Annotated in this window: 21 protein-coding genes; 8 read left to right on the forward strand and 13 right to left on the reverse strand. The window is 73.5% G+C overall.

Features of this window, described 5'->3' with window-relative positions; all coding sequences use genetic code 11:
- From E1298_RS23845 to E1298_RS23860, 6 genes are all read right to left on the reverse strand, one after another.
- Positions 1-789: oxidoreductase (locus E1298_RS23845; protein ID WP_131896880.1), on the reverse strand; the 789-nt coding region annotated here is incomplete at its 3' end.
- 116 nt (positions 790-905) lie between these two features.
- Positions 906-1,394 (reverse strand): glutathione peroxidase, encoded by a 489-nt coding sequence (locus tag E1298_RS23850; protein WP_131896882.1) that lies wholly within the window; start codon positions 1,392-1,394, stop codon positions 906-908.
- A gap of 79 nt (positions 1,395-1,473) precedes the next feature.
- Positions 1,474-1,635: a hypothetical protein gene (locus E1298_RS48335; RefSeq protein WP_165975629.1), complete on the reverse strand. Its 162-nt coding sequence runs from the start codon at positions 1,633-1,635 to the stop codon at positions 1,474-1,476.
- A gap of 167 nt (positions 1,636-1,802) precedes the next feature.
- On the reverse strand, positions 1,803-1,961 hold the full coding sequence (locus E1298_RS48340; RefSeq protein ID WP_165975630.1) for a hypothetical protein: 159 nt from the start codon (positions 1,959-1,961) through the stop codon (positions 1,803-1,805).
- Positions 1,962-2,046: 85 nt separating this feature from the next.
- Positions 2,047-2,340: a hypothetical protein gene (locus E1298_RS23855; RefSeq protein ID WP_131896884.1), complete on the reverse strand. Its 294-nt coding sequence runs from the start codon at positions 2,338-2,340 to the stop codon at positions 2,047-2,049.
- Positions 2,341-2,445: 105 nt separating this feature from the next.
- Positions 2,446-3,555, reverse strand: coding sequence for an LCP family protein (locus E1298_RS23860; protein WP_243725759.1), 1,110 nt, complete (start codon positions 3,553-3,555; stop codon positions 2,446-2,448).
- A 376-nt stretch (positions 3,556-3,931) separates the two neighbouring features.
- On the opposite strand from E1298_RS23860, the gene E1298_RS23865 reads away from it, so the two are divergent.
- Positions 3,932-5,785 (forward strand): ABC transporter ATP-binding protein, encoded by a 1,854-nt coding sequence (locus E1298_RS23865; RefSeq protein ID WP_243725760.1) that lies wholly within the window; start codon positions 3,932-3,934, stop codon positions 5,783-5,785.
- Between the two features lie 15 nt (positions 5,786-5,800).
- On the opposite strand, the gene E1298_RS23870 is transcribed toward E1298_RS23865, so the two are convergent.
- Positions 5,801-9,421 carry an AAA family ATPase gene (locus tag E1298_RS23870; RefSeq protein WP_131896890.1) on the reverse strand — a complete coding sequence of 1,207 codons (3,621 nt, stop codon included), beginning with the start codon at positions 9,419-9,421 and terminating at the stop codon, positions 5,801-5,803.
- A gap of 196 nt (positions 9,422-9,617) precedes the next feature.
- Here E1298_RS23870 and E1298_RS23875 point away from each other — a divergent pair, with 196 nt between their 5' ends.
- Positions 9,618-9,983 carry an STAS domain-containing protein gene (locus E1298_RS23875; protein WP_165975631.1) on the forward strand — a complete coding sequence of 122 codons (366 nt, stop codon included), beginning with the start codon at positions 9,618-9,620 and terminating at the stop codon, positions 9,981-9,983.
- Between the two features lie 84 nt (positions 9,984-10,067).
- Here E1298_RS23875 and E1298_RS23880 read toward each other — a convergent pair whose 3' ends face one another.
- The 5 genes from E1298_RS23880 to E1298_RS23900 all read right to left on the reverse strand — a co-directional run bounded on the left by E1298_RS23880 (position 10,068) and on the right by E1298_RS23900 (position 16,081).
- Positions 10,068-10,841 carry an SGNH/GDSL hydrolase family protein gene (locus tag E1298_RS23880; protein WP_131896894.1) on the reverse strand — a complete coding sequence of 258 codons (774 nt, stop codon included), beginning with the start codon at positions 10,839-10,841 and terminating at the stop codon, positions 10,068-10,070.
- Between the two features lie 121 nt (positions 10,842-10,962).
- Positions 10,963-11,640 (reverse strand): GTP-binding protein, encoded by a 678-nt coding sequence (locus E1298_RS23885; protein WP_131896896.1) that lies wholly within the window; start codon positions 11,638-11,640, stop codon positions 10,963-10,965.
- Positions 11,621-12,103, reverse strand: coding sequence for a DUF742 domain-containing protein (locus E1298_RS23890; RefSeq protein ID WP_131896898.1), 483 nt, complete (start codon positions 12,101-12,103; stop codon positions 11,621-11,623). The genes E1298_RS23885 and E1298_RS23890 overlap by 20 nt, the downstream gene beginning before the upstream one ends.
- A 55-nt stretch (positions 12,104-12,158) precedes the next feature.
- Positions 12,159-12,611 (reverse strand): roadblock/LC7 domain-containing protein, encoded by a 453-nt coding sequence (locus tag E1298_RS23895; protein ID WP_131896900.1) that lies wholly within the window; start codon positions 12,609-12,611, stop codon positions 12,159-12,161.
- Positions 12,608-16,081: a nitrate- and nitrite sensing domain-containing protein gene (locus E1298_RS23900; protein ID WP_207944801.1), complete on the reverse strand. Its 3,474-nt coding sequence runs from the start codon at positions 16,079-16,081 to the stop codon at positions 12,608-12,610. The genes E1298_RS23895 and E1298_RS23900 overlap by 4 nt, the downstream gene beginning before the upstream one ends.
- Positions 16,082-16,524: 443 nt before the next feature.
- Here E1298_RS23900 and E1298_RS23905 point away from each other — a divergent pair, with 443 nt between their 5' ends.
- From E1298_RS23905 to E1298_RS23925, 5 genes are all read left to right on the forward strand, one after another.
- The gene (locus E1298_RS23905; protein WP_131896902.1) at positions 16,525-17,508 is read left to right on the forward strand and encodes an ABC transporter substrate-binding protein; all 984 of its coding nucleotides are present in this window, start codon (positions 16,525-16,527) and stop codon (positions 17,506-17,508) included.
- The gene (locus E1298_RS23910) at positions 17,505-18,281 is read left to right on the forward strand and encodes an ABC transporter permease (protein ID WP_131896904.1); all 777 of its coding nucleotides are present in this window, start codon (positions 17,505-17,507) and stop codon (positions 18,279-18,281) included. Before E1298_RS23905 ends, E1298_RS23910 begins: the two co-directional genes overlap by 4 nt.
- Positions 18,278-19,081, forward strand: a complete 804-nt coding sequence (locus E1298_RS23915) for an ABC transporter permease (RefSeq protein ID WP_131896906.1) — start codon at positions 18,278-18,280, stop codon at positions 19,079-19,081. Before E1298_RS23910 ends, E1298_RS23915 begins: the two co-directional genes overlap by 4 nt.
- 47 nt (positions 19,082-19,128) lie before the next feature.
- On the forward strand, positions 19,129-19,920 hold the full coding sequence (locus E1298_RS23920) for an ABC transporter ATP-binding protein (RefSeq protein WP_165975632.1): 792 nt from the start codon (positions 19,129-19,131) through the stop codon (positions 19,918-19,920).
- A 130-nt stretch (positions 19,921-20,050) separates the two neighbouring features.
- A complete protein-coding gene (locus tag E1298_RS23925) occupies positions 20,051-21,313 on the forward strand; it encodes a flavin-dependent oxidoreductase (RefSeq protein WP_131896910.1) in 1,263 nt (420 codons plus the stop codon).
- Between the two features lie 139 nt (positions 21,314-21,452).
- On the opposite strand, the gene E1298_RS23930 is transcribed toward E1298_RS23925, so the two are convergent.
- Entirely contained in the window at positions 21,453-22,061 is a 609-nt protein-coding gene (locus E1298_RS23930; RefSeq protein ID WP_131896912.1) for a TetR/AcrR family transcriptional regulator, read from the reverse strand.
- Between the two features lie 114 nt (positions 22,062-22,175).
- Between E1298_RS23930 and E1298_RS23935 the strand changes: the two genes are divergently transcribed.
- Positions 22,176-23,573, forward strand: a complete 1,398-nt coding sequence (locus tag E1298_RS23935) for an MFS transporter (protein WP_165975633.1) — start codon at positions 22,176-22,178, stop codon at positions 23,571-23,573.
- Positions 23,574-23,786 lie beyond the last annotated feature (213 nt).

Here is a 23,786-nt window from a genome sequence, read left to right on the forward strand (position 1 = left end):
GTACTGGAGGAGGCGGGGGGCGTAGCAGGCGCCGTTCTGGACGTGCGGGGACGTGGCGGCGTAGAGGGACGGGAGGGCGCCGGAGGCGGCCGGCTGGGCCACGAGGTTGGTCAGGGCGGCGCCGCGTTCCAGAAGGGCGCTGCCCTGCATCCTGGGGCCCGCCACCTGGAGGTTGGTGGCGGCGTAGCCGGGGTGGGCGGCGACGCTGGCCAGGTCGGGGGCGCGGCGGGCGAGTTCCTTGGTGAACAGGAGGTTCGCGAGCTTGGCCTGGCCGTAGGCGGCCCACTTGCGGTAGCGGCGCTCGCCCTGGAGGTCGTCGAAGCGCAGGCGGCCGGCCCAGGCGGCGCCGGAGGTGACGGTGACGACGCGGGCGGACGGGGCGGCGCGCAGGGCCGGCAGGAGGAGGCCGGTGAGCGCGAAGTGGCCGAGGTGGTTGGTGCCGAACTGCATCTCGAAGCCGTCGGCGGTGGTGCGGCGCGGGAGGGCCATGACGCCGGCGTTGTTGACGAGGATGGCGAGGGGGTCCTCGCCGTGGCGGGCCGCGAACGCGCGGACGGAGGCCAGGTCGGCCAGGTCGAGGGCGCCGAGGGTGAGGTCGGCGGCGGGGGCGGCGGTCTTCATCCGGTCGAAGGCGGCCTGGCCGCGCTCGGCGCTGCGGCAGGCGAGGACGACGGACGCGCCGTGCCGGGCGAGCTGGAGCGCGGTGTGGTAGCCGATGCCGCTGTTGGCCCCGGTGACGATCGCGCGCCGTCCGCGCAGGTCAGGTATGTCGTCGGCCGTCCAGCCCATGGCACCTCCCGTGCTAGGCGCCCAAAATAGACGCCGCATCGAATAGCGGCAAGCCGTTGTGGCGGGGTTCACAGGGGGCGCGCCCTCCCGGGTCGCGGAGGGCGCGGCCCGGGTGGTCAGGTGGGGAGGGTCTCCTCGATGGCGGCGACGACCTCGGCCGATTCGGGTTCGGCCTGGGGTGCGAACCGCGCCGCGACGGCGCCGTCCGGGCCGATGAGGAATTTCTCGAAGTTCCATCGGATGTCGCCGGTGTGGCCGTCGGCGTCGGGCGTGCCGACCAGCTCTCGGTACAGCGGGTGCCGGTCGTCGCCGTTGACCTCGACCTTCTCGGTGAGGGGGAAGCTGACCCCGTAGGTCGTCGAGCAGAACTCGGCGATCTCGTCCGGGGTGCCCGGTTCCTGGCCCATGAACTGGTTGCAGGGGACGCCGAGGACGGTGAAGCCGCGCTCGGCGAAGCGCTCCTGCAGCCGCTCCAGGCCGGAGTACTGCGGGGTGAGGCCGCACTTGGAGGCGACGTTGACGACGAGCACGGCCTTGCCCTGGTACTGCCCGAGGTCGGCGGAACCGCCCCGCAGACCATCGATCTCTACGTCGAAGACAGACATGCGGTCGATCCTAGGAGATCACCGCCGCCGGTCCGCGGCGAGGTCGCCGGCGTCCCTGGCCGGGCGCCGGCCCAGGCTCCTACTTGCCCAGGTTGTTGACGAACGAGGACAGCTGGTCGCCGGCCTCCCCGAGCTTGCTGAACGTGTTGTTCACCACGTCCGCGGCGTCCTGGGGTGAGCTCAGCAGGTAGAAGATGACGAAGGCGATCGCCACATAGCGGAGGTTCTTCTGACTAATCACGTAACGCCGTCCCTGTTGTAGCGCAGCGGCACATTGACCCGATCCAATTGTGCCCAGCCGCGTCAGCCCGCAAAGCGGGATTTTACTGTGACGGCGGGGCCACCGGTTGGTGCCCGTGCGCGAAAGAGCCCCGCACCTTCCGGGCGCGGGGCCGAAGGAGCGCGCGGCTAGTTCGGAATCGCGCTCATGAACTGGGAGAACGACTCCGCCGCGGACCCGAGGCCGCTCAGGGCGTTGTGGACGAGATTCGCCGCTCCCTTGGGCGTGCTGATGATGTACCACGCCGCGAAGGCGATGCCCGCCATCTTCAGATGCTTCTTGTTCACTTCAACCACCCTCTGCGGTCAGTTGCCTACAGAGAGTGATTCCCGGTGACGGCCGGAGGGAGATCAAGTAACGGTAAAGAGAGGGTCATCTCCCCTTGGGGTGAGTGACCAGGTAGTCGATGTAGAACGGGCGGAGGGCGTCGGCGAGGTCGCCCTCCCCCGCGTGCGTGAACTCCTCCAGCAGCGACAGGCCGTGCAGGAGGTCGAACTCGGCGCGGTCGACCTCGCCGGTGGCCGCCGCGGCGGCGGGGATCGCACGCAGCAGGTCCCACAGGAAGCCGACGTCGCGCCGCTCCTTGGCGAGGGCCATCGCACGGTCGTGCAGTTCCTTGGACGGCAGCTCGTCCAGCTCCGTGCCGTCAGGCGTCACATCTGACATGCCCCGACTCTAGGGCATGCTTCACCAGTCCCTGCTGCGCCCGGGCACGCGCCTCGTGGCGCCCGCATCGGCCAACGCCGGCGGGGTGCGGGCCCGGGCACGGCGTCACTTGGTGATGACGCTCGGCGGGATCTTCTGGTCCTGCTTGAGGGCCTCGAAGAGGGTGGCCGCCCTGGCCTTGTCCCAGCTGATGTACGAGCCGACGCCCGCCGCGCTCCCGCCGCCGCCGATCGGGACCGTCGTGGTCACGCCGTCGCCGCCGCTGACGCCCTTCATCGCCCACATCATGCGGACGAGGTCGTAGAGATGGTCGCCGTCGTCCACGAGGAAGTTCTCGGTGGCGTTGAGCGCGAGCGGGATGGCGCGGAAGGGGTTGAGCATGACGCCGGGGCTCGTCGACTTCTTCATCAGCGCGCCGAAGAACTGCCGCTGGTGCTCGACCCGCTCCAGGTCGGCGCGGGCGAACGCCCGGGTGCGGACGTAGCCGAGCGCCTCGCCGCCGTTCAGGGTCTGGCAGCCGGGCTGGAGCTTGAGCCCGGCCTTGGGGTCGTTGATCCGCTCCTTGACGCAGATGTCGACGCCGCCGATCGCGTCCACCACGCCCACGAAGCCGCCGAAGCCGATCTCGGCGTAGTGGTCGATGTGCACGCCGGTGCTCTTCTCCACCGTCTGGACGAGCAGCTTGGGCCCGCCGAAGGCGAACGCCGCGTTCAGCTTGTTGGAGCCGTGCCCCGGGATCGGGACGTAGGAGTCGCGCGGGAGGCTGATGAGGGACGTGCCGCCGGAGCCGTAGTGCAGCAGCATCATCGAGTCGGTGCGCCGGCCCGCCGTGAAGCCGGTCTTGAGCCGCCGCTGGTCCGCCTTCGACAGGCCCGCGCGGCTGTCGGAGCCGACGACCAGCCAGTTGGTGCCGGGGGTGTCGGCGACCCGGCCGGCATAGTCGGTGAGGACGGTCTCGCGCTTGAGCCGCGAGTCCAGGTAGAAGTAGCCGGCCACCAGCAGCAGGAGCGGGACGAGGAGGACGGCGAGCAGGATCGCCGGCCACCGGCGCCGGCGGCGGCGCCGGACCGGGGGGCCGTCCCCGAAGCCGCCCTGGTCGATCCGGCCTCCGGCGAGCTGGTCACCGGCGTACGGGTCCGCGTACGGGTCGCCGTACGGGTCCCGCCCGTAGGCGTTCGGGTCCGCGGGGACGGGGTCGTGCCTGCTGCGCGCCACGCGCTCGCCCTCCTTGTGTGTCCGGCCCCTCGGGCCGGGCGTCGGTCTTGCCGTAGACCTTAGACAACTCGGGGTGCCGGCCGCGTCCATCCGGCGCATGATTGTCCATCAGTTCAAATAGCCACGCTATGTGACATATGTGTGGGACATCCTCCTCCTTCCGGAGCACACTTCCCTTGGACGTACGTACGGCGAGAGGCGGCGGATGGGTGCGCGGCGGCGTTTGAAGGAGGGGCCGTACCAGGGTGACGGGAGTGAAAGCGGAGGTAGGCGCGGCAAGAGGGGCAGGAAAGGCGGGGCGCCTCCGGCTCTGGAACTGCCGGAGCTGACGACCCACCGGTGGCACGCGCGCACCGGGGAGCTCGCCGAGACCGGGATGAGCACGATGGCGCGGAGGCTACCGTCCGTGATCGTCCAGGCCGCCGGGCTGGCGTGGCGGGCCAGCCGGGCCGACACGACCGTGACGATCTCCCTCAATCTGCTCGCCGGGGTCTTCACCGCGTTCGGGCTGCTGGCGACCACCGGCGTCCTCACGGCACTGTTCAGCGGCGGCCCGACGCCGGAGCGGGTCCGCGACGCGCTGCCCGCGCTGGCGGTGGTGGCAGGGGCGGTGGCGCTGCGCGCCGGGCTCCAGGCGGGCGCGGGCTGGGCGCAGGCGCGGCTGGAGCCCCAGGTCGAGCGGCTGGTGGAGCTGCGGCTGTACGAGGCGACGACGGCGGTGCACCTGACCGCGCTGGACGACTCCGACTTCCTGGACGAGCTGAAGCGCGCGCAGGGCCGGGGCATGATGTCGGCGCCCCGGGTCGTCCAGCACGCGATCGACGTCCTGACCGGGGCCGTGGGCATGGTCGCGGCCGCCGGGACGCTCGGGGTGCTGCACCCGCTGCTGCTGCCGCTGCTCCTGCTGACGGCGCTGCCCGAGGGGTGGGCGTCCGTCCGCAGCGCCCGGATGCGGTATCTGACGGAGCTGACCCTGGTCGGGGTGGCGCGCCGCAAGTGGATCCTGTCCGATCTGATGATCGAGCGCCGGCACGCCGCGGAGGTCCGCTCGTTCACGATGCGGTCGTTCCTGCTCGGCGAGTACGACCGGTTCGCGGCCTACCAGCGCGGCGTGGAGCTGGACCTGGCCCGCCGCCAGACGATCGTCCGCGTCACCGGGGACATGCTCAAGGGCGTCGCCATCGCGGCCGTCTACGCCGCGCTCGGCCTGATGCTGTGGCGCGGGGCGGTGCCGCTGGCGGTGGCGGGCACGGCCGTCCTGGCGATCAGGGCGGGGCAGACGTCGCTGGTCAACCTGGTGTTCGCGGTCAACCAGTGCTACGAGGAGGGCCTGTACTTCGGCGACTACCTGGCCTTCTGCGCCGCCGCCGAGTCCAGGGTCCCGCGCCGCGCCCTGCCGGCCGCCTCCGGGCTGGAGGAGCGCCGGCCCCTTCCGGACGACTTCGCGCGCGTCCAGGTGCAGGACGTCACGTTCACCTATCCGGGGGCGGAGACGCCGTCCCTGCGCGGCATCTCGCTGGAGCTGCGCAAGGGCGAGGTCGTGGCGCTGGTGGGCGAGAACGGCTCGGGCAAGACGACGCTCGCGCGCATCATGGCCGGCCTGTACGACCCGGACGGCGGCGAGGTGCTGTGGGACGGCGTGCCGCTGACCGGCGTCCCACCGGAGGACGTCTGGGACCGCGTCGCCGTCATCGCGCAGGAGTACACGCACTGGCCGATGACCGCGCGGCAGAACATCACGATGGGCCGCGGCCGTCCGGAGGCGAAGGCCGGCACGGGGGCGGGCGAGGAACCGGCGGTGCTCGCGGCCGCGCGCGCCGCCGGGGCGGACGAGGTCGTCGCCGGGCTGGCGCACGGCTACGACACGCTGCTGGACCGCCGGTTCCAGGGCGGCGCGGAGCTGTCGGGCGGCCAGTGGCAGCGCCTCGCGGTGGCCCGCGGGTTCTACCGGGACGCGCCGCTGCTGATCTGCGACGAGCCGACCGCCGCCCTGGACGCGCGGGCCGAGCACCACCTGTTCGAGCGGATCCGCACGCACGCCGACGGCCGGACGGTCCTGCTGATCACGCACCGGCTGGCCAGCGTCCGCTACGCCGACCGGATCTTCGTCCTGGAGCACGGCAGGGTGACCGAGCAGGGCGACCACGGCACCCTGATGGCCCAGGACGGCCTGTACGCCGAGCTGTACGGCCTCCAGGCCGCCGCCTACGCCGACGATCCCGTGGCCTGACGACGACCCCGTGGCCTAGATGTATCCGTAGCCGCCCTCCCGTTCGCGGGGCGGGGTCTTGGGGAGGTCCTCGGGGCGCAGCAGCCGCACCTCGGCGGGCCCGACGTCGGCGGGGTTCGCGTCGTGGGCGGCGGTGATGCGCTCGGCCTGGCGGGAGACCGCCGCGTCCAGCAGGTTGCGGACGAGCCGGGCGTTGCCGAACGAGGAGCCGCGCGGCTGGGCGGCGACGAGGCCGCGCAGCGCGTCCAGCACCCCGTCGGCGAGCGCGAAGCCGGCCTCGGCGGCCATGGACTCGAAGATCGTGACGAGCTCGTCGTCGGAGTAGTCGGGGAAGCGCAGCACCTTGGGGAAGCGGGCGTCCAGGCCCGGGTTGAACTTCAGGAACCGCTCCATCTCGGCGTCGTAGCCGGCGACGATGACCACCAGGTCGCCCCGGTGCTCCTCCATGAGCCGCAGCAGCTCGGCAACGGCCTCGTGGCCGAAGTCGCGCTGGTCGCCGCCCGCGGCCGACAGGGCGTACGCCTCGTCCACGAACAGCACGCCGCCGAGCGCCCGCTCGACGACGCTCCGCACGCGGGGCGCGGTCTGGCCGATGAACTCGGCGACGAGGTCGGCGCGGGTGACCTCCACCAGGTGGCCGGACGACAGCAGGCCGAGCTGGGCGTAGACGGCGGCGATGAGCCGGGCGATCGTGGTCTTGGCGGTGCCCGGGTTGCCCATGAACACCATGTGCCGGGTCGGGGAGGCGAGGGGGACGCCGGCGTCGCGCCGCATCTGCTCGGCGCGGGCCTCGGCGACCAGCGACGCCACCTCCCGCTTGATCGTCTCCAGGCCGATGAGCCGGTCGACGTCGGCGATCGGGTCGCCGGGCAGCGCGTCGCGGCCGCGGGCGAGGGTGTCGGGGACGTCCTCCAGGAGGATCTCGTCGAGCGACTCGGTCTCGTCGACGATGCCGTCGGCCAGGACGCGGCGGCCCTGCATCGCGACCGCCCGGTCCAGCAGGTTGATCATGATGCGGGCGTTGCCGAAGCCGCGGTCGCGCGAGGCCGACTGGGCGAGCCCGCGGACCTTGTCCAGGACGCCGGGGGCGAGCGCGAACCCGGCGTCGGCGGCCTTGCCCGCGAACACCTCGACCAGCTCGTCCTCGGTGAGGTCGGGGAACCGGACGGTGCGCGGGAAGAACGCGGCGAGGTCGGGATCGGACTTCAGCAGCCCGTTCAGCTCGGCCTCGGGCCCGGTCAGCACCACGACCAGGTCGTCGTTGTGCGCCTGGACGGCGGTGAGCAGCACCTCCAGGGCCTCCCGGACGCGCGCGCCCTCGGGGGCGGCGGAGGCGAGGGTGTGCGCGTCGCGGACGACCAGGACCCCGCCGAGCGCCTGCTCCACCGCCCGGCGGACGCGCAGGACGCTCTCGCTGGCGTACTCGCCGAGCAGGTCGGCGCGCTCCACCTCGATCATGTGGCCGGACGACAGGACGCCGAGATCGGCGTAGATGCGGCCGAGGATCCGCGCGACGACGGTCTTGCCGGTGCCCGGGTTCCCGGCGAAGACCAGGTGCCGGGGGCGCTCGGCGACGGCCATGCCCGCCTCGCGGCGCAGGTGCGCCGCCTTCGCCTCGGCGACCAGCGCGTCCACCTCGCGCTTCACCGGCTCCAGGCCGGCGCAGGCGGCCAGCTCGGCGAGCGGGTCGGTCTCGGTGCGGCGGCCGGGGATGAGCCGCTGCGGCAGGTCGGCCGCGGTGATCTCCAGCTCGCCGGACGCGGACGTGCGGGGCGGCGCGGACGTGCGGGACCGCACGGCGGCGGCGCACTGCGCGGCCAGGTGCTCCACGAGCCGGGCGCCGCGCAGGTTGAGCAGCGGAGGCGTCCGGCTGAGCAGGACCCCGGCGGTGGCGGCGACCTCGGGGCCGACGGTCGCGCCGCGTCGCGCGACGGCGAGGGTGAACAGCTCGGCGAAGTCGTCCTCGGCGAAGTCCCGCGTCCGCGCGACCTCGAACGCCCGCACCAGCGCCGGGTTGGCGTCGAACAGCCGCCGGTCGCCGCCGGGGCGGCACAGCGCGACGACGTCGAGGGACGGCGAGCGCGCCATGAGCCGCCGCAGCTCCTCCACGGCGGCGGCGCCGCAGCGCTCGTGGGTGACGAGGCGCTCCAGGTCGTCGACGACCAGCAGCATGCGGGCGTCCAGGCAGTCGCGGATCCGGGCCTGCAGCCACAGGACGGCGTCGCTCACGCCGAGCGAGGCGAAGACCTGGTCGGAGATCCACAGCGCCTCGCGGACGGCGCCGCCCTCGGCGAGGCGCCGCTCCAGGACCTCGGCGGCGGTGCCCTTGCCGGTGCCCTCGGGACCCGCGATGAGCATCCGGACGGGCCGCTCGCCCGCGAGCCGCGCCGCCAGGGCGTCCTGGACGGCGCGGGTCAGCTCCGGCTGCCCGACGAGCGCCTTCTCGACGGCCTCGTCCGGGCCGGGCGGCTCCTGCTGCGCGCCCTCGGCGGGGCGTTCGGAGCCGCCCGTGCCGGATGGCTCCTGCGACCGGCCGGGGAACAGCGTGTCCCCGAGCGGGTTGAAGACCCGGCGGGCCGTGAACAGGCGCCTCAGGTCGGCCTGGAAGGGCCGCACGGGGACGCGGCAGCGGGGGCTGGTCGCCGCGTCCGGCAGACCCTGCACCGCGCCGGTGATCCGGACCGCCATGTCGAGCCAGGCGCGGGCGGCGTCGGCCTCGCCGGCGACCAGGCCGCGGGCCAGCCACGCGCGCACCTCAAGCTGCCACGCCTCGGCGGAGAAGCCCTCGCGCACGGCGCGGAACCGGTCCTCCACGTTCGCGTAGCGGTCGGCGCCGAGCGCGACGGCCATCTCCGCCGGGACGGCCGCCGCCTCGGCGGCCAGCAGCAGCCGGGCGAGCGCGACGTCCGGCTCGTCGCCGTCCGGGACGGCCCCGGCGAGCCGCTCGCGGGCGGCGTCGAGCCCGGCGCACGCCCAGCCCAGGTATCCGATCGGCCCGGCCAGTTCGGGGAGGACGGCCAGCTCGTCATCGGTCAGGGCCGCCGCCCAGAGGTCCTCCAGCGCGCCCTGCGGGACGGTCATGTCCTGCTCGCGCAGCGCCGGATCGGCGGCCCGGCGGTCGAACAGGTCCATCAGCGTCCGGCGGCGGCGCTCCAGCGGCTCCAGCCCGTCGAAGACGTCGAGGCCCTCGCGCGCCAGCTCGTACATCACGGCGCGGCGTTCCCGGTCGTCGCCGGCGGGCTCGGGCAGCCACAGGCCCGGCGGGCGCCACCGCGCGCCCTGGGTGAACCACGCCACCGAGTCGCGGACGGCGGACTCGGGCGTCGCCAGGAAGTCCGACAGCAGCTCGTAGTCGACGTCGCCGCGCGTCCCGCCGCGCACGGCGGACGCGCCCAGCAGGAACGTCAGCAGCGACCACTGCTCGGCCCCCGCGGCGCTGGTGCCCTGCCCGTAGAAGTCGCTGAGCTGCCTGGTCAGCACCACGGCGCGCGGGTCGGCGTTGTAGGCGACCGCGCGCTCGCGCAGCTCCGCGTACAGGCCGTCCGGCACGCGCCATGGCCCGTACGCGTACACGTCCAGGACGGGCTCGTCGGTGAGCAGCACTTCGAGATGGTCCGGCAGCCGGGGGGAACTCACCTGGGGGTCCTTCTCCATACACAGCGGGTCGGGGGACATCACTTCTCGCATGCACCCTACGACCCGGCGCGATCACACACACCCTTGTCGCGCGGCGGGTTGGCATGCGGCGCGCCGTCCGCGATAGTTGTCACAGGGAAAGTATCGGCCGGCGGCCCCCCGGCCGACGCCACGTGACAGGAGGGGGAACCCCCCGGTGCCACCACTGGAGATCAACGCCCGCAAGCACGGCGGACGCACCGTCGTGCGCCTGCGCGGCGAGCTCGATATCGCCTGCTCGGACGAGCTGCGCAGGCAGCTCCGCTCGGCCCGCGCCGAGCACGGCGAGCACGTCGTCCTCGACCTGGAGGACCTGGAGTTCATGGACTCGCAGGGCCTGTCGGTCATCGTCGGCTGCTACAAGGCCGTCACCGCCGCCGGCGGCAGCCTGGCCCTGGCGGGGCCGCGGCCCCTCGTCCGCCGCACGCTGGAGATCACCGGCCTGCACCGGCGGATCCCCGTCCTGCCCACGCTCGCGGAGGCGGTGGCCGCCGGGCCCGGCCCCGCCGCCCAGGGCTCGTGACGCGCCCGCCGGCGCGCGCCGGGCCCGGGGAGGCGCCCGCGCCGCCCGCGACGGCGGAAGGACCGTCTACAGCGGGAGGACCCTTTACAGCGGGAGGGCGGTGGGGCGCTTCGGACCGCGCCCGTCGCCGGTCGATCGGCCGGTCGCGCGGCGGCCGAGCCAGGGCAGCAGGTAGGTGCGCGCCCAGTGGATGTCCTCGCGGCGCATCGTGAGCCAATCGGCACGGTCCATCGGCGGCCACGGCTCGCGCCAGTCCTCCCTGACGGGCAGCCCGACGACCTCGGCGACGCGCAGGGCCATCCGGCGGTGCCCCTCGGGCGACAGGTGCAGGCGGTCCTCGTACCAGGCGCGGGGGTCGTGGAAGACGCGCAGCGGCCACAGGTCGACGACCGTGCAGCCGCGGCGGTCGGCGATCGCGCGCAGGTGCATGTTGTACGTGGCGGCCCGGCCGCGGATGCGGCCGCCCGTGCGCAGGCCCCGCGTGTCGAAGCCGGTGAACACCAGCACGCGGGCGCCGGTCGCGCGCAGCCGGCGGACGGCGTCGTCGAAGACCACCGCGAGCGCGTCCGGATCGGCGCCGGGACGGATCATGTCGTTTCCGCCCGCGCAGAACGTCACCAGGTCGGGCGCGAGCTCCACGGCCTGCGGCACCTGGTCGTCGACGATCTGGCGCAGCAGCTTGCCGCGCACCGCGAGGTTGGCGTATCCCAGGCCGGGGCTCCGCTCGGCGAGGTGCTCCGCGAGCCGGTCGGCCCAGCCCCGGAAGCGGTCCGCCTCGCCGGGATAGGGATCGTTCAGCCCCTCGGTGAAGCTGTCGCCGATCGCCACGTACGTCCGAATCTGCTCCACTTCGCCCATGACAACCCCTCGGACAGGTTCATGTTCGATCACGTGGATTTATGATGCATGCTGCACACAACCTACGCGACCGTAGGCGGGTCCGATGTGGGCGACGCGACAGCCGGGCCGGGATCCGCGGTCACGTCCAGCTGGGCGAGGCCGGTCCCAGGCTGCCGCCGGAGGTCGCCGGAGGCGCGGGCGCCCCGGCCGGGGCGCCGGTGGAGTGCACCGTCATCGCGTGCTGGACGAGCGTGATCAGCACCTGCTTGGTGGAGTCGCGGCTCCGCGCGTCGCACTGGACGATCGGCACGTGCGCGCTGATCGACAGGGCGTCGCGGATGTCCTCGACCGCGTACTGGAACTCGCCGTGGAACCCGTTGACGCCCACTACGAACGGCAGGCCGAGCTCCTCGAAGTAGTCCACGGCCGCGAAGCAGTCCTCCAGCCGGCGGGTGTCGACCAGGACCACCGCGCCGATCGCGCCGCGGACCAGGTCGTCCCACATGAACCAGAAGCGGTGCTGCCCGGGCGTGCCGAACAGGTAGAGGATCAGCTCGCTGTCGAGCGACACGCGCCCGAAGTCCATCGCGACCGTGGTGGTCGTCTTGTCGGGCACGGCCGACAGGTCGTCCACGTCGGCGCTGGCCGCGGTCATCACCGCCTCGGTGGTGAGCGGCATGATCTCCGAGACCGACCCGACGAAGGTGGTCTTGCCGACGCCGAACCCGCCGCCGACGACGATCTTGACCGAGGTGAGCTCGGCCTCCCCGCCGCGCGGCCCCGGGGCCGGAACCTGGTCAGAGCTTCCGAAGGCCACTGAGCACCCTTTCTAGCAAGCGGAGGTCCGGCTGGCCGCCGGCGGTGGTCGGACGCGACTGGTGCAACCGCAGCAGTCCTTCGAGGGCCATGTCGGCGACGAGGACCCGCGCCACCCCCAGCGGCAGCCGCAGCAGGGCCGAGACCTCGGCCACCGAGCGGGCCGACCGGCACAGGTCCATGATCGCCCGGTACTCCGGGGTCAGCATCGCCACGTCCCGCGGCGGGTAGGGCGCCGAGGTGACGAGGGCCTCGATGGCCAGGTCGTACCGGGGCTTGGTGCGCCCTCCGGTGACGGCGTAGGGCCGCACCAGCGAGCTGGAGTCGCCCCCCTCGTCCCGGGTGGGCGGGCGTCCCTGCCCCGGAACGCGTCCCTGGTCACCGGGCCACGGCCCCGACCCGCCGGGGCCGCCCGGGCCGCCGGGACCGCCGGGACCGCCTCCGAAGGGACTGCCTCGCTCCATGTCGCCGACCTCCGTCAGAGTCAGTCACGTCAATCACGCAATCACGCAATCACGGTCAATAACGGGCGGGCCCGGCGCCCATCTCGGGCACCGGCGGTCCCGCGTACGGCGGCTGCTGCTGGTCCGGGGAGCGCAGCGCGGGGGTCAGCACCCGGCCCACCCGCTCCACCAGCAGCGTCATCTCGTACGCGACCAGCCCGAGATCGCAGTCGGGCGCCGCGAGGACCGCGAACACCGACCCGTTCGTGATGGACATGACGAACAGCAGCCCGCGGTCCATCTCGACCACGGTCTGGTTCACGCCCCCCGCGTCGAAGATCTTCGCCGCGCCCTGCGTCAGGCTCATCAGCCCCGAGGCGATGGCCGAGAGCTGGTCCGCGCGCTCCGGCGGGAAGCCCGACGAGTACGCCATCGGCAGGCCGTCCGAGGAGACCACGACGGCGTGCGCGACCTTCGGAACACGGTCCGCGAAGTTCGTCACCAACCAGTTGAGATCCTGCCCGCTCACCGGGTGCCTCCTGTCTCGTCGTCGCCCTGCGACGGCGCCTCACCTGATGTGCCCCCGCCGCGAGCCTCGTTGCGCCCCCGGTGGACGCCGCGCTGCAGGCTCGAAAAACGGTTGCGCACGACATCGGCCGGCTGGCCGGATGCCTGTCCCTGCGCCGGGCCGCCCTCGCCGGACGGGCCCTGGCCCGCCTGGTCCTGGCCGGCCTGGCTCGCGGGGCCGCCCTGCGCCGGGGCGGCCGGCCCCTGCCCGTTGGCGGACAGGGCCGGGTTCGCCTGCCTGCCCACCGCGCCGGGGATGCGGTTCTTGCCGGGCACCCGCTTCGGCAGCCCGACTGCCGTCCGCGCGCCCTGCACGGGCTCCTGGGCGGCCTCGGCGGCGCGGAACCCCGCGTCCGCCGGGGACTCCCAGCCCTTGGCGGGGTCCTCGCCGGCCGCGCCGCCCGACCTGCGCTGGAACCATTCCGACTGCATCGCGTCGAAGATCGGCGAGCGCTCGGGCACCCGGGGCGGCGCCTTCGGCCGCTGCGCCTGCGGCGGGCCCTGCGGCGGTGCCTGCGCGGCGGGCGGCCGCGCGACGGCGGGCTGTGCGAGCGCGCCCTGGACGGGGTGCTCGTATCCGGACGGCTCGGGACGCGGCGGCTCCGGGACGGCGTCCTCCGGCAGGTTGGGCGCGGTCACGGTCGGGTCGTCCGGCCGTGCCGCGTCCGGCGCCGCCGGGTCGCCGATGTCCCCCCACGGGGCCCCGCCGTCGGGGACCTGGGGCTGCGCGCCGCTGGGGGAGCCGTCGGCGTACGGGGCGGCCGGCTGCGGGCCGGTGCCGCCGCCGACCTGCTGGAGCGGGCCCGTCTCCCAGGGGATCTGCCTGGGCGCGCCGTGCTCGGGCAGGATCGGCTGCGCCTCCGGGACGACCGACTGCGGAGCGGTGTGACGGCCCGGCCGGTAGAGCCCGTTGCCACCGCCGGTGTCCTGCCGGCCCTGCATCCGCTCGCTGCGGGGCTGGAACAGCCCGTTCGGCTGGCCCTGCTCCTCGGGCGACGGGATGGCGGGACGGCCCGGGAGCTGCGCGCCGGGCTGGCGGACGGGCAGTTCGCCCGGCCTGCGCGGCGGCTGCCGGTCGTCGCCCGCGTACGGGTCGCCCGGCGGGACGATCGGCTGGGCGCCGGTGCCGGGGACCGCGCGGTGCGCGCCGGACCCGCCGACTGCCGGGAAGGCACCGGTCCCGCCGACGGCCGGGAAGGAACCCGACCCCCCGACGGCCGGGAACGCGCCCGTCCCGCCGCCGGTGGCCGGCAGCGGCCCGGTCTCGCCCATCATCGGCTGCGGGCCGGTGCCGCGGACGGGCCGCTGCGGGCCGGTGCCGCCGACCATGGGGTGCGGGCCCGTCCCGCCCACCATGGGGTGCGCGCCGCTGCCCGCGACCGGCTGCGCTCCGGTACCGCCGAGCGAGGGGATCGGGCCCGAGCCGTCGTTCTGGCGGAACGCGCCGCCGACGCCGATGGCGGGCGGCTCGCCGGACGCGGTGAGCGCGGCGAGCCGGCCCTGGCCGCTCGGCTCGCGCGAGCCGAGGCCACGGGTGCCGATGCCCCCCGTCTCGCCGGGCGTGACGGCGGCGTCGGGCAGGACGACGAACGCGGTGAGGCCGCCGCCCTGCGCGGCGCGCAGCTCCACCCGGATGCCGTGCCGGACGGCCAGGCGGCCGACCACGAACAGGCCCATGCGGCGGGCGGCGGAGAAGTCGATGACGGGCGGGTTCGCGAGCCGCCAGTTGGCCTGCTCCAGCTCGTCGGGCGACATGCCGACGCCGTTGTCGGTGATCTGGAGCATCGAGCCGCCGCCGCTGAGCATCTGGCCGGAGACCGTCACCTTGGTGTCCTCCGAGGAGAACACCGTGGCGTTCTCCACCAGTTCGGCCAGCAGGTGGACGAGGTCGTTGACGACGGGCCCGGCGACGGTCATGTCGCCTTGAACCCGCAGGGCGATCCGCTCGTACTGCTCCACCTCGGACAGCGACGCCCGGACGACGTCGATGAGCGGCACCGCCTGGTTCCACCGGCGCACCTGCTCCTGCCCGCCCAAGACCAGGAGGTTCTCGCAGTTGCGGCGCATGCGGGTGGCGAGGTGGTCCAGCCGGAACAGGTTGGCGAGCTGCTCCTCGTCGCGCTCGCTCTGCTCCAGCTCCTCGATCAGGCGCAGCTGGCGCTCGATGAGCGACTGGCTGCGGCGCGAGAGGTTGACGAACATGGCGTTGATGTTGCCGCGCAGGACGGCCTCGTCGGCGGCGAGCCGGACCGCCTCGCGGTGAACCTCGTCGAAGGCCCGCGCGACCTGGCCGATCTCGTCGGTGGAGTCGATGTCGATGGGCTCGACCTCGATGCCGCCGGCGGCCGCCTCGGGGTCGCGCAGCCGGTCGACCAGACCGGGCAGCCGGGTGCTGGCCACCTCCAGCGCGCCCGACTGCAGCCGGCGCAGCGGCCGCACCAGCGACCGGGCGACGATGATGACGGTGACGAGGACGATCGCGAGGACGAGGAACAGCAGCACGCCGTCGCGGACGGCGGCGCTCTCGGCGTCCGAGCGCTCCTGCTCGGCCAGCGACGCCAGGTCGGCGGCCAGCTCCTGCTCGACCGCCCGCAGCCGGTCCACGCGCGCGGTGGCGTCGGAGGTCCAGCCGCGCGCGACGCGGGCGCCGAGCCTGACCTTCAGCTGCGCGGACGCGTCCGCGCGGGCGAGCGCCTGGAGCCGGGTGACCTCCGCGCGGTCCAGCTCGGGGCCGGTGACGGAGTCCTCGTAGAGGCGGAGCTGCGCGGGGGTGGCCGAGTTGCGGAAGGCGGCGGTGGCGGTGTTCATCGAGGCGCGGGCGTCGTCGACCGAGCGGCGGTCGATCGGCTCGAACCGGCCCTGCCAGAGGGCGGCGGAGACGAGGGCGCGCTCGCGGGACGCCGCGTCCTTGGCGCGCGCGACGTCCGCGAGGGCCAGCGCCTTCTGCGCGAGCTCGGGCGTGGGAGCGTCCTGGGAGGTCAGGATGTGGAAGCCGTTGAAGTCGGCGATGAACTCGCTGTACTTGTCGACGATCGGCCCGGGCGCGAGGCGCTCGGCCAGCTTGCGCAGCGGCGCGATGTCGTTGACGCGGTTGACGACGTTGCCGACGGCGAGCCTCAGGCCCGATCCGCCGCCGCCGACCTTGCCGGCGGCGTCCATCGCCTTGCGCGCGGCGGCGTCCACCGACTCCTGCCGCGTCTGGAGCGTCGCGGGGTCGACGGCGCGGTCGCCGCCGGCCGCCCGCTCGGCCAGCGCGTCGCGCTCGTTCTCCATTTCGTGCGCGAGCGCGGTCAGTTGCTTACCGAGAGTAGCCAACTGGCCCGTGCGCCGGTACGCGTCCGCGTTGTCCATGGAGACCGTGACCCGGTATCCGGCGAGCAGCGCGGCGACGATGGTCGGGACCGCGATGAGCGCGAACAGGCGCGTCGGCACGCGCCAGTTGCGCAGCCGGACCCGGCCTCCCAGAGACCCTCTGTGTCGAGTGTCCTCGCTGGCAGGCGGGGCTTGCTGGGGGGTCTGCGGGGCGATCTCCGCCCCTTCGGCTTTCCGCACTGCCCTCCGCTACCTCTCACTGGGTTGTCCGCTCGCGGCGCACGGTGACCTGAATGAGATTCGGGTCGGCGTCGCTCGCCCGCGGCACTGCGGACGAGCGCGGAACATTGCAACACAGAGCCACCATCATGGCCAACCCGAATGATCACACCGGTCTGGACTTGTGATGGACTGGATATCAATGTCACAGATTGTTAGGCATGTTCACATATGTCCACGTAAAAGCTTGCATCTCCCGGACGCCCTGTCCACGGGTGCGCTACGCTCCCCGCTCGGTTGAAAGATCAGCTTCAGTCAGCTTCCCCGCATATGGAGCGTTGCTCATGTCTGCTTCCCACCGCCGCGCGGCCCTCAGTGGCGCGCTCGCCATCGCGGTAGCGCTCTCCGCCGCCGCGTGCGGCGGCTCCGACGACAAGAAGTCGGCCAACGGTCTGGAGAAGGACCAGATCACCGTGGGCACCATGACCGTGGCCGACACCGCGCCCCTCCAACTCGCCATCTCCAAGGGCCTGTTCAAGGCGGAGGGCCTCAACGTCAAGACGCGCGTCGTCAGCGGCGGCGCGGAGGCCATCCCGCTGCTCAAGAGCGGGCAGCTCAACATCACCTTCGGCAACTACGTCTCGCTGCTCACCGCCTCGACCAAGGACGCCGGGTTCAAGCCCAGGATCGTCGCCGAGGGCTTCCAGAGCGGGCCGAAGACCCACACGCTGCTGGTCGCCAAGGACTCCTCCATCCACACGATGAAGGACCTCCAGGGCAAGAAGATCGGCGTCAACACCAAGCGCAACATCAGCACGCTGCTCGTGCGCGCCGCCGCCAAGCCCGACGGCCTGACCCTGGACGAGGACAAGAACTTCGTCGAGGTCGCGCCGCCCGCGATGGAGGCCGCGCTGAAGTCCGGCAGCGTCGACGCCGTCCAGGCGATCGAGCCGTTCGGCACCCAGATCCAGCAGTCGCTCGGCGCCCGCATGATCGCCGACCTGTCCAGCGGCCCGACCGCCGACTTCCCGATCGCCGGGTACGCCTCCACCCAGGCGTTCTCCGACAAGAACCCGAAGGTCGTCGCCGCGTTCCAGCGCGCGCTGGTGAAGGCGCAGGGCATGGCGGCCGACCGCAAGGTCGTGCAGGACGTCCTCCCGACGTACGCCAAGGGCATCGACGCCAAGGTCGCCTCGACCATGAGCTACGGCACGTACCCGACCTCGCTCAACGCCACCCGCCTCCAGCGCGTGGCCGACGTGATGCAGCAGTTCGCGTACGTCCCGAACCGCGTCGACATCAAGCCCCTCATCGCGTCCAGTTCATGAACCGACGCCGTATCGCACTCGGCGCCGCCGGGGTGGCAGGGGTGGTCCTCGTCCTGGAGGCCGCGAGCCGTACCGGCCTCGCGGACGAGACCGCCCTGCCCCCGATGTCGACCGTCCTGCGGGAGGCGTTCGAGCTCGGGGGCGACAACGACTTCCTCGTCGACCTCGGGGCGACGCTGAAGGCGTGGGCCGGCGGCCTGGCGCTGGCGGTGCTCGCGGCGGTCCCGCTGGGCGTGCTGCTCGGCTCGGTACCGCTGCTGGGCACCGCCTCGCGCGCCCTGGTCGAGCTGTGCCGCCCCATCCCCTCGGTCGCGCTGATCCCGCTCGCCATCATCATGTTCAGCTCGGTCACGCAGATGAAGATGTCGCTGATCTTCTACGCCTCGGTGTGGCCGATCCTCGTCAACACCCTCTACGCGCTCCGCGACGTCGACCCGGTCGCCAAGGAGAGCCTGCGCGCCTTCGGGTTCGGCACTCCGTCGGTGCTGTGGCGGGTCTCGCTGCCGAGCGCCGCGCCGTTCATCCTCACCGGCGTCCGGATCGCCGCGTCCGTCGCCCTCATCGTCGTGATCAGCACCGAGCTGCTGTCCGGCGGGGACAACGGCGTGGGAATCTACCTGACCGAGACGCAGGCCGGCGGCGGCCGCACCGACCTCATGCTGGCGGGCGCCTGCTGGGCGGGCGTGCTCGGCCTGCTCGCCAACGCGGGCCTGCTCCGGCTGGAGCGGATCGCGTTCCGCTGGCACTCCGCCCGCGCGGAGGGAGTCGCATGAGGGGGCTCAGACTGGCGCGGGGGTTCGTCGAGCGCGCCTGGCTCGTCGTCCTCGCCGTCGTGCTGTGGGAGATCACCACGCGCGTGGTGAAGGAGACCTACTTCCCGCCGCCCACGACGATCGTCAAGGCGCTGCACGAGATGTGGTTCTCGGGCCCGGCGTCGCGGTTGTTCCTGTCGGACAAGGCGGGGGACGACTTCTCCACCAGCCTGACCCACCTGTTCATCGGCTGGGCGGCGGCGGGCGTCGTCGGCGTGGCGGTCGGCGCCGCGATCGGGCGGTCCCAGGTCCTGCACGACCTGCTGGACCCGGCGCTGCAGTTCCTGCGCGCGGTGCCGCCGCCCACGCTGGTGCCGTTCTTCATCATGGTGTTCCAGCTCGGCGCGACCATGCAGGTCGTCACGATCGCGTTCGGCGTGGTGTGGCCGGTGCTGCTCAACACCTCCGACGGCGTCCGCACCGTGGACTCCCTCCAACTGGAGACGGCCCGCGTGTTCGGCGTCTCCCGGCTGCGCAGGCTCACGACGGTCATCCTCCCGGCGGCGTCGCCGAAGATCTTCGCGGGGCTGCGGGTGGCGCTGTCCTTCGCGCTGATCCTGATGGTCATCTCCGAGCTGTTCGGCAGCACCGCCGGGATCGGCTCCCAGCTCATCGGCGCGCAGCGCAACTTCGATCTGCCGCAGATGTGGGCGGGGATCGTCATGCTCGGCATACTGGGGTTCCTGTTCAACGCGGTCTTCATGCTGCTGGAGCGGCGCCTGCTGGCATGGCACGCAGGAGCCCGCAGGCTCGCGAGCTGACCCACCGTTACCCCCCGCACGACGCAAACACAGAAAAGGCGGCCGTGGTGCTCCAGATAACCGGCCTCACGCACTCCTACTCCGACGGCCACGTCGCGATCGACTCGCTCGACCTCACCGTGCGGGACGGCGAGCTGCTCAGCATCGTCGGCCCGTCCGGCTGCGGCAAGTCCACCCTGCTGCGCTGCGTCGCCGGGCTGATCCGGCCGACCGGCGGGACGATCACCCTCGACGGCGCGCCGGTCAGCGGCGTCCCGGACGACCTCGCCGTGGTGTTCCAGGACTACAGCCGCTCGCTGTTCCCCTGGCTGACCGTCCGCGACAACGTAGCGCTGCCGCTGCGCAGGCGCGGGAAGTCCCGCTCCGCGAGGCGCGCCGCCGCGCAGGAGGCCCTGGAGTCGGTGGGCCTCCCCGACGCGGGCCGCAAGTACCCGTGGCAGCTGTCGGGCGGCATGCAGCAGCGCGTGTCGATCGCGCGGGCCCTGGCCTACCGGCCGTCCCTGCTGCTGATGGACGAGCCGTTCGGGTCCGTCGACGCCCAGACCCGGGAGGACCTGGAGGACCTCGTCCTCCAGGTGCACCGGACCCAGAAGATGACGATCCTGCTGGTCACCCACGACATCGACGAGAGCGTCTACGTCGGCGACCGGGTCGTGGTCCTCAACCGCTCCCCCGCCCGCGTGCACGCCGACCTCCCGGTCGGCCTGCCCGCCGTGCGCGACCAGATCGAGACGCGGGGGATGCCCGAGTTCGTCCGCATGCGGGCCGAGGTGGGGCGGCTGGTGCGCGGCGGCGCGAAGGTGCCGGGCGCCGCGCCCGCCGCGCCCGGCCGCCGCTGACGGCGGGCCGCTGGAAGCCGCCGCTTCTCGGAGGCGGCGCGAACAACGCGAAGAAGCGAGACGGGCGAGCGCGGGCACCGGCGCCCATGCGGGGCCTCCGCTCTCCCCGGGGAACAACGAAGGGCGATTCATGCGCGTACTCATCGTGGGGGCCGGGATCGGCGGGCTCACCACCGCGTTGAGCCTGCACGAGGCCGGTGTCGAGGCGCTCGTCGTCGACTCCGCCGTCCGGCTGCGGCCGCTCGGCGTCGGCATCAACCTGCTGCCGCACGCGGTCCGCGAGCTCACCGAGCTGGGGCTGGGCGGCGAGCTGGCCGCGACCGGCGTGCCGACCGCCGAGATGGTGCATTTCGACCGGTTCGGCGGCCGGATCTGGGGCGAGCCGCGCGGGCGCGCCCTCGGCTACAACTGGCCGCAGTACTCGATCCACCGCGGCGAGCTGCAGATGGCGCTGCTCAACGCCGTCATCGGGCGGCTCGGCAAGGACGCGGTCCGCACCGGCACCGTGTTCGAGGGCTTCGAGCAGGACGGCACGGGCGTGCGGGCGACCCTGCGCGACCGGACGTCCGGCGCCGCCGAGACCGTCCGGGCCGACGTGCTGGTCGGCGCGGACGGCCTGCACTCCACCGTCCGCAAGCAGCTCCACCCCGGCGAGGGCGCGCCGCTGTGGAACGGCATCCGGATGTGGCGGGGCATCGCCGAGGGCGAGCCCTTCCTGACCGGCCGGACGATGGCCGTCGCGGGCAGCAACACCGCGTCCAAGATGGTCGTCTACCCCATCTCCAAGCAGGCGGAGCGGCGCGGGAAGGCCCTGCTCAACTGGGTGGCGGAGGTCAAGCTGGCCGACGACCGGCTGGAGCGCGCCGCCGACTGGAACCGCACGGGCCGCCTTGAGGACGTCCTCCCCCACTTCCAGGACTGGACGTTCGGCTGGCTCGACATCCCGGCGCTCCTGGCCGCGTCGGCGGAGATCCTGGAATACCCGATGGTGGACCGGGATCCCCTGGACCGCTGGACGTTCGGCCGGGTCACCCTCCTCGGCGACGCCGCCCACCCCATGTACCCGATCGGCTCCAACGGCGGTTCCCAGGCCGTCCTGGACGCGCGCGTCCTGGTGCACCGGCTGGCCGGGGCCGCCGACCCCGCCGAGGGCCTGCTCGCCTACGAGCGCGACCGCCGGGAGACGGTCAACGCGATCGTCCTGGCCTGCCGCGACATGCCCGCCGACCGCATCCTGCACACCGTCAGCGAGCGCGCCCCGGAGGGCTTCACCTCCATCGAGGACGTCCTGGACCCGGAGGAGCTGACCACCATCACCGGCGCCTACCGCCAGACGTCCTTCTCGGACGTGGAGGCCCTGAACGCCCGCCCGTCCTACAGCAAGACGGCCTGACCCCCGCCAACCTCACCTCGCGGCGAAGCCGCTGGGGTCCGCCCCCAGAAGCAGCAGCGTCTTGCGGCGGGTCGTTGCTATGGCCCCCGTCACAACAACGACCCGCCGCTCGCCATGCGGTGGGCGGTGCCCGGGCCGGTCAGAGGGCGACCGCGGCCAGGCGGGTGTTCATGGCGTGGGTCGCGCGGTCGTAGGCGGACGGGTCGTCGAGGAGGAGGGCGCGGGCGGCGGCGGTGCGGCAGACGGCGTCCAACTCGAAGGCCAGCTGGGCGACGTCGGTGGCGGCGTCGATCTCGCCGAGGTCCCGGGCCTCGCGCAGGCAGCGTTCGAGGAAGCCGTGCCAGTCGCGCTGCGACGAGGCGATGGCGTCGCGGACGCGGCCGGGGCGCGCGTCGAACTCGGCCGTCGTGGAGTAGAAGAAGCAGCCGCCGGGGAACACGGGTGCGCGCTGGTAGCGCTGCCAGGCGTCCAGGAGGGCGCGGACGCGGCGCAGGCCCTCCGGAGCGGCGAGCGCGGGCTGGACGACGTGCTCGCGGTACACCTCGACCGCCCTGCGGACGGTCGCGAGCTGGAGCTCCTCCTTGGAGCCGAAGTGGGTGAACACGCCGCTCTTGCTGATCCTCAGCTCGGTGGCGAGCCGCCCGATCGACAGTCCCTCCAGGCCCTCCGCGGAGGCGATGTCCGCGGCGCGGCCGAGGATGACCCTGCGCGTCTGCTCCCCCTTGAGGAGCCGTCCGTCGGTGCCCATGCCATGAATCTGCACGATCGTTCGTCCAAAGTCAACGGACGGGACCCCTTGACGACGGCGCCCCCGGAAGAAGAAAGTACGACCGTTCGTTTATTTTCTTTGGAGGGGCATCCCATGACCGCCGAGTCCGTCCTGGCCCCGCCGGCCGCGGGCACCGCCGCGCGACGCGGCGTCCCGCTGCTGGCCGCCGGGGCGACGTTCCTGGCCATGCTCGACGCGACCGTCGCCAACCTGGCCGTCCCCGACCTGCACGCCGACTTCCCGGCCGCCTCGCTCTCCGGCCTGACCTGGGTGATCACCCTGTACGCCGTCCTGTTCGCGGCGCTGCTCGCTCCGGCCGGACGGCTGGCCGATGTCGTCGGGCGGCGGGCGCTGTTCCAGGCCGGGGTCGGGCTGTTCACCCTCGCCTCGCTGGCCTGCGCGGCCGCCCCGAACGTCCCGGTTTTGCTGGCCACGCGCGGCGTGCAGGGCGCCGCCGCGGCCGCGATGATCCCCGCGTCCCTCGCGCTGCTGCTGCACGACACGCCACCGGAGCGCCGCGCGCGCGCCATCGGGCTGTGGAGCGCGGCGGGCGCGTTCGCCGCCGCCATCGGCCCCAGCCTGGGCGGGGTGCTGGTGGACGCGTTCGGCTGGCGCTCGCTGTTCGCCATCAACCTCCCGGTCGGCGCCGCGATGCTGCTGGCCGGGCTGCGCCTGCCCCGCGCCTCCGGCGGCCGCGGCCGGCTGCCCGACCTCGCCGGGACGCTCCTGCTCGGCGGCGGCGTGGGCGGGCTCGCCCTCGGCGTGACCCAGACCCGGGACTGGGCCTGGACGGACGCCCGGACGCTCGGCCTGCTGCTCGGCGGCGCGGCCCTCATCGCGCTCGCGCTGCGGCGGTCGGCGCGGCACCCCGTCCCGGCGCTGGAGATCTCGCTGTGGCGCAGCCGCTCGTTCGCCGTCGCCAACGCGGCCTCGTTCCTGTACGGGACGGCCCTGTACTCGTGGCTGCTGCTCGGCGTGCTCTTCGTCACCGACCAGTGGCACTACTCCGTCCTCAAGGCGGGCTTCGCCTCGACGCCCGGCGCGCTCACCGCCACCGCCGCGGCGATAGCGACGGGCCGGCTCACCGGCCGCCTCGGCGCCCGTCCCGCCGTGGCCGGCGGCGCCCTGACCATGGTGGCCGCCGGGATCTGGACGTGCGCCGCGCTCCCCGCCGAGCCGCACTTCCTGACCTTCTGGCTCCCCGTCGGGCTCCTCGTCGGGGCGGGCATGGGCGCGGTCGGCACGGGCACCGCCACCGCCGCCGCACTGTCGGTCGGGCCGCTGCGGTTCGCGGGCGCGACCGGCCTCAACACCACGGCCCGCCAACTCGGCGGCGCCCTCGGCATCGCCGTCCTGGCCGCGCTGCTGCCGAGCCCGGCGAGCCACGGCGACTACACGTCCGTCTACCTGTTCTGCACCCTCGCCGCCGCAGGCGCCGCCCTCACCGGACTCCTACTGAACGTCCGCGCTCCCCGCCCCACCGACGATTGACAGCGCCGATGCAGACGACCACACCTCCCGGCAGTGCCTGACCGCCTTCGAGCCCTCAACGGAATCTGCACGGCCCCTGACCGGCAGACGCCCACCTGCACTCACCAAAGCCACCACCACCGTCTCGTCCGCCCACGCAACCAGCACGCGCCACCCCGCCTGCACTCCTCACGCCGCCACCATCACCCACCCCCACACCGCCACCTCCAACAC

It is taken from the genome of Actinomadura rubrisoli (assembly GCF_004349215.1).
Classification (GTDB): Bacteria; Actinomycetota; Actinomycetes; order Streptosporangiales; family Streptosporangiaceae; genus Spirillospora; species Spirillospora rubrisoli.

What these genes read in the sequence shown, in the direction of transcription:
- E1298_RS23855 (WP_131896884.1), bottom strand. Translation starts at nt 2,340, where the DNA reads ATGTCAGATGTGACGCCTGACGGCACGGAGCTGGACGAGCTGCCGTCC.
- E1298_RS23865 (WP_243725760.1), top strand. Translation starts at nt 3,932, where the DNA reads ATGAGCACGATGGCGCGGAGGCTACCGTCCGTGATCGTCCAGGCCGCC.
- E1298_RS23850 (WP_131896882.1), bottom strand. Translation starts at nt 1,394, where the DNA reads ATGTCTGTCTTCGACGTAGAGATCGATGGTCTGCGGGGCGGTTCCGCC.
- E1298_RS23925 (WP_131896910.1), top strand. Translation starts at nt 20,051, where the DNA reads ATGCGCGTACTCATCGTGGGGGCCGGGATCGGCGGGCTCACCACCGCG.
- E1298_RS23910 (WP_131896904.1), top strand. Translation starts at nt 17,505, where the DNA reads ATGAACCGACGCCGTATCGCACTCGGCGCCGCCGGGGTGGCAGGGGTG.
- E1298_RS23905 (WP_131896902.1), top strand. Translation starts at nt 16,525, where the DNA reads ATGTCTGCTTCCCACCGCCGCGCGGCCCTCAGTGGCGCGCTCGCCATC.
- E1298_RS23930 (WP_131896912.1), bottom strand. Translation starts at nt 22,061, where the DNA reads ATGGGCACCGACGGACGGCTCCTCAAGGGGGAGCAGACGCGCAGGGTC.
- E1298_RS23935 (WP_165975633.1), top strand. Translation starts at nt 22,176, where the DNA reads ATGACCGCCGAGTCCGTCCTGGCCCCGCCGGCCGCGGGCACCGCCGCG.
- E1298_RS23915 (WP_131896906.1), top strand. Translation starts at nt 18,278, where the DNA reads ATGAGGGGGCTCAGACTGGCGCGGGGGTTCGTCGAGCGCGCCTGGCTC.
- E1298_RS23880 (WP_131896894.1), bottom strand. Translation starts at nt 10,841, where the DNA reads ATGGGCGAAGTGGAGCAGATTCGGACGTACGTGGCGATCGGCGACAGC.
- E1298_RS23890 (WP_131896898.1), bottom strand. Translation starts at nt 12,103, where the DNA reads ATGGAGCGAGGCAGTCCCTTCGGAGGCGGTCCCGGCGGTCCCGGCGGC.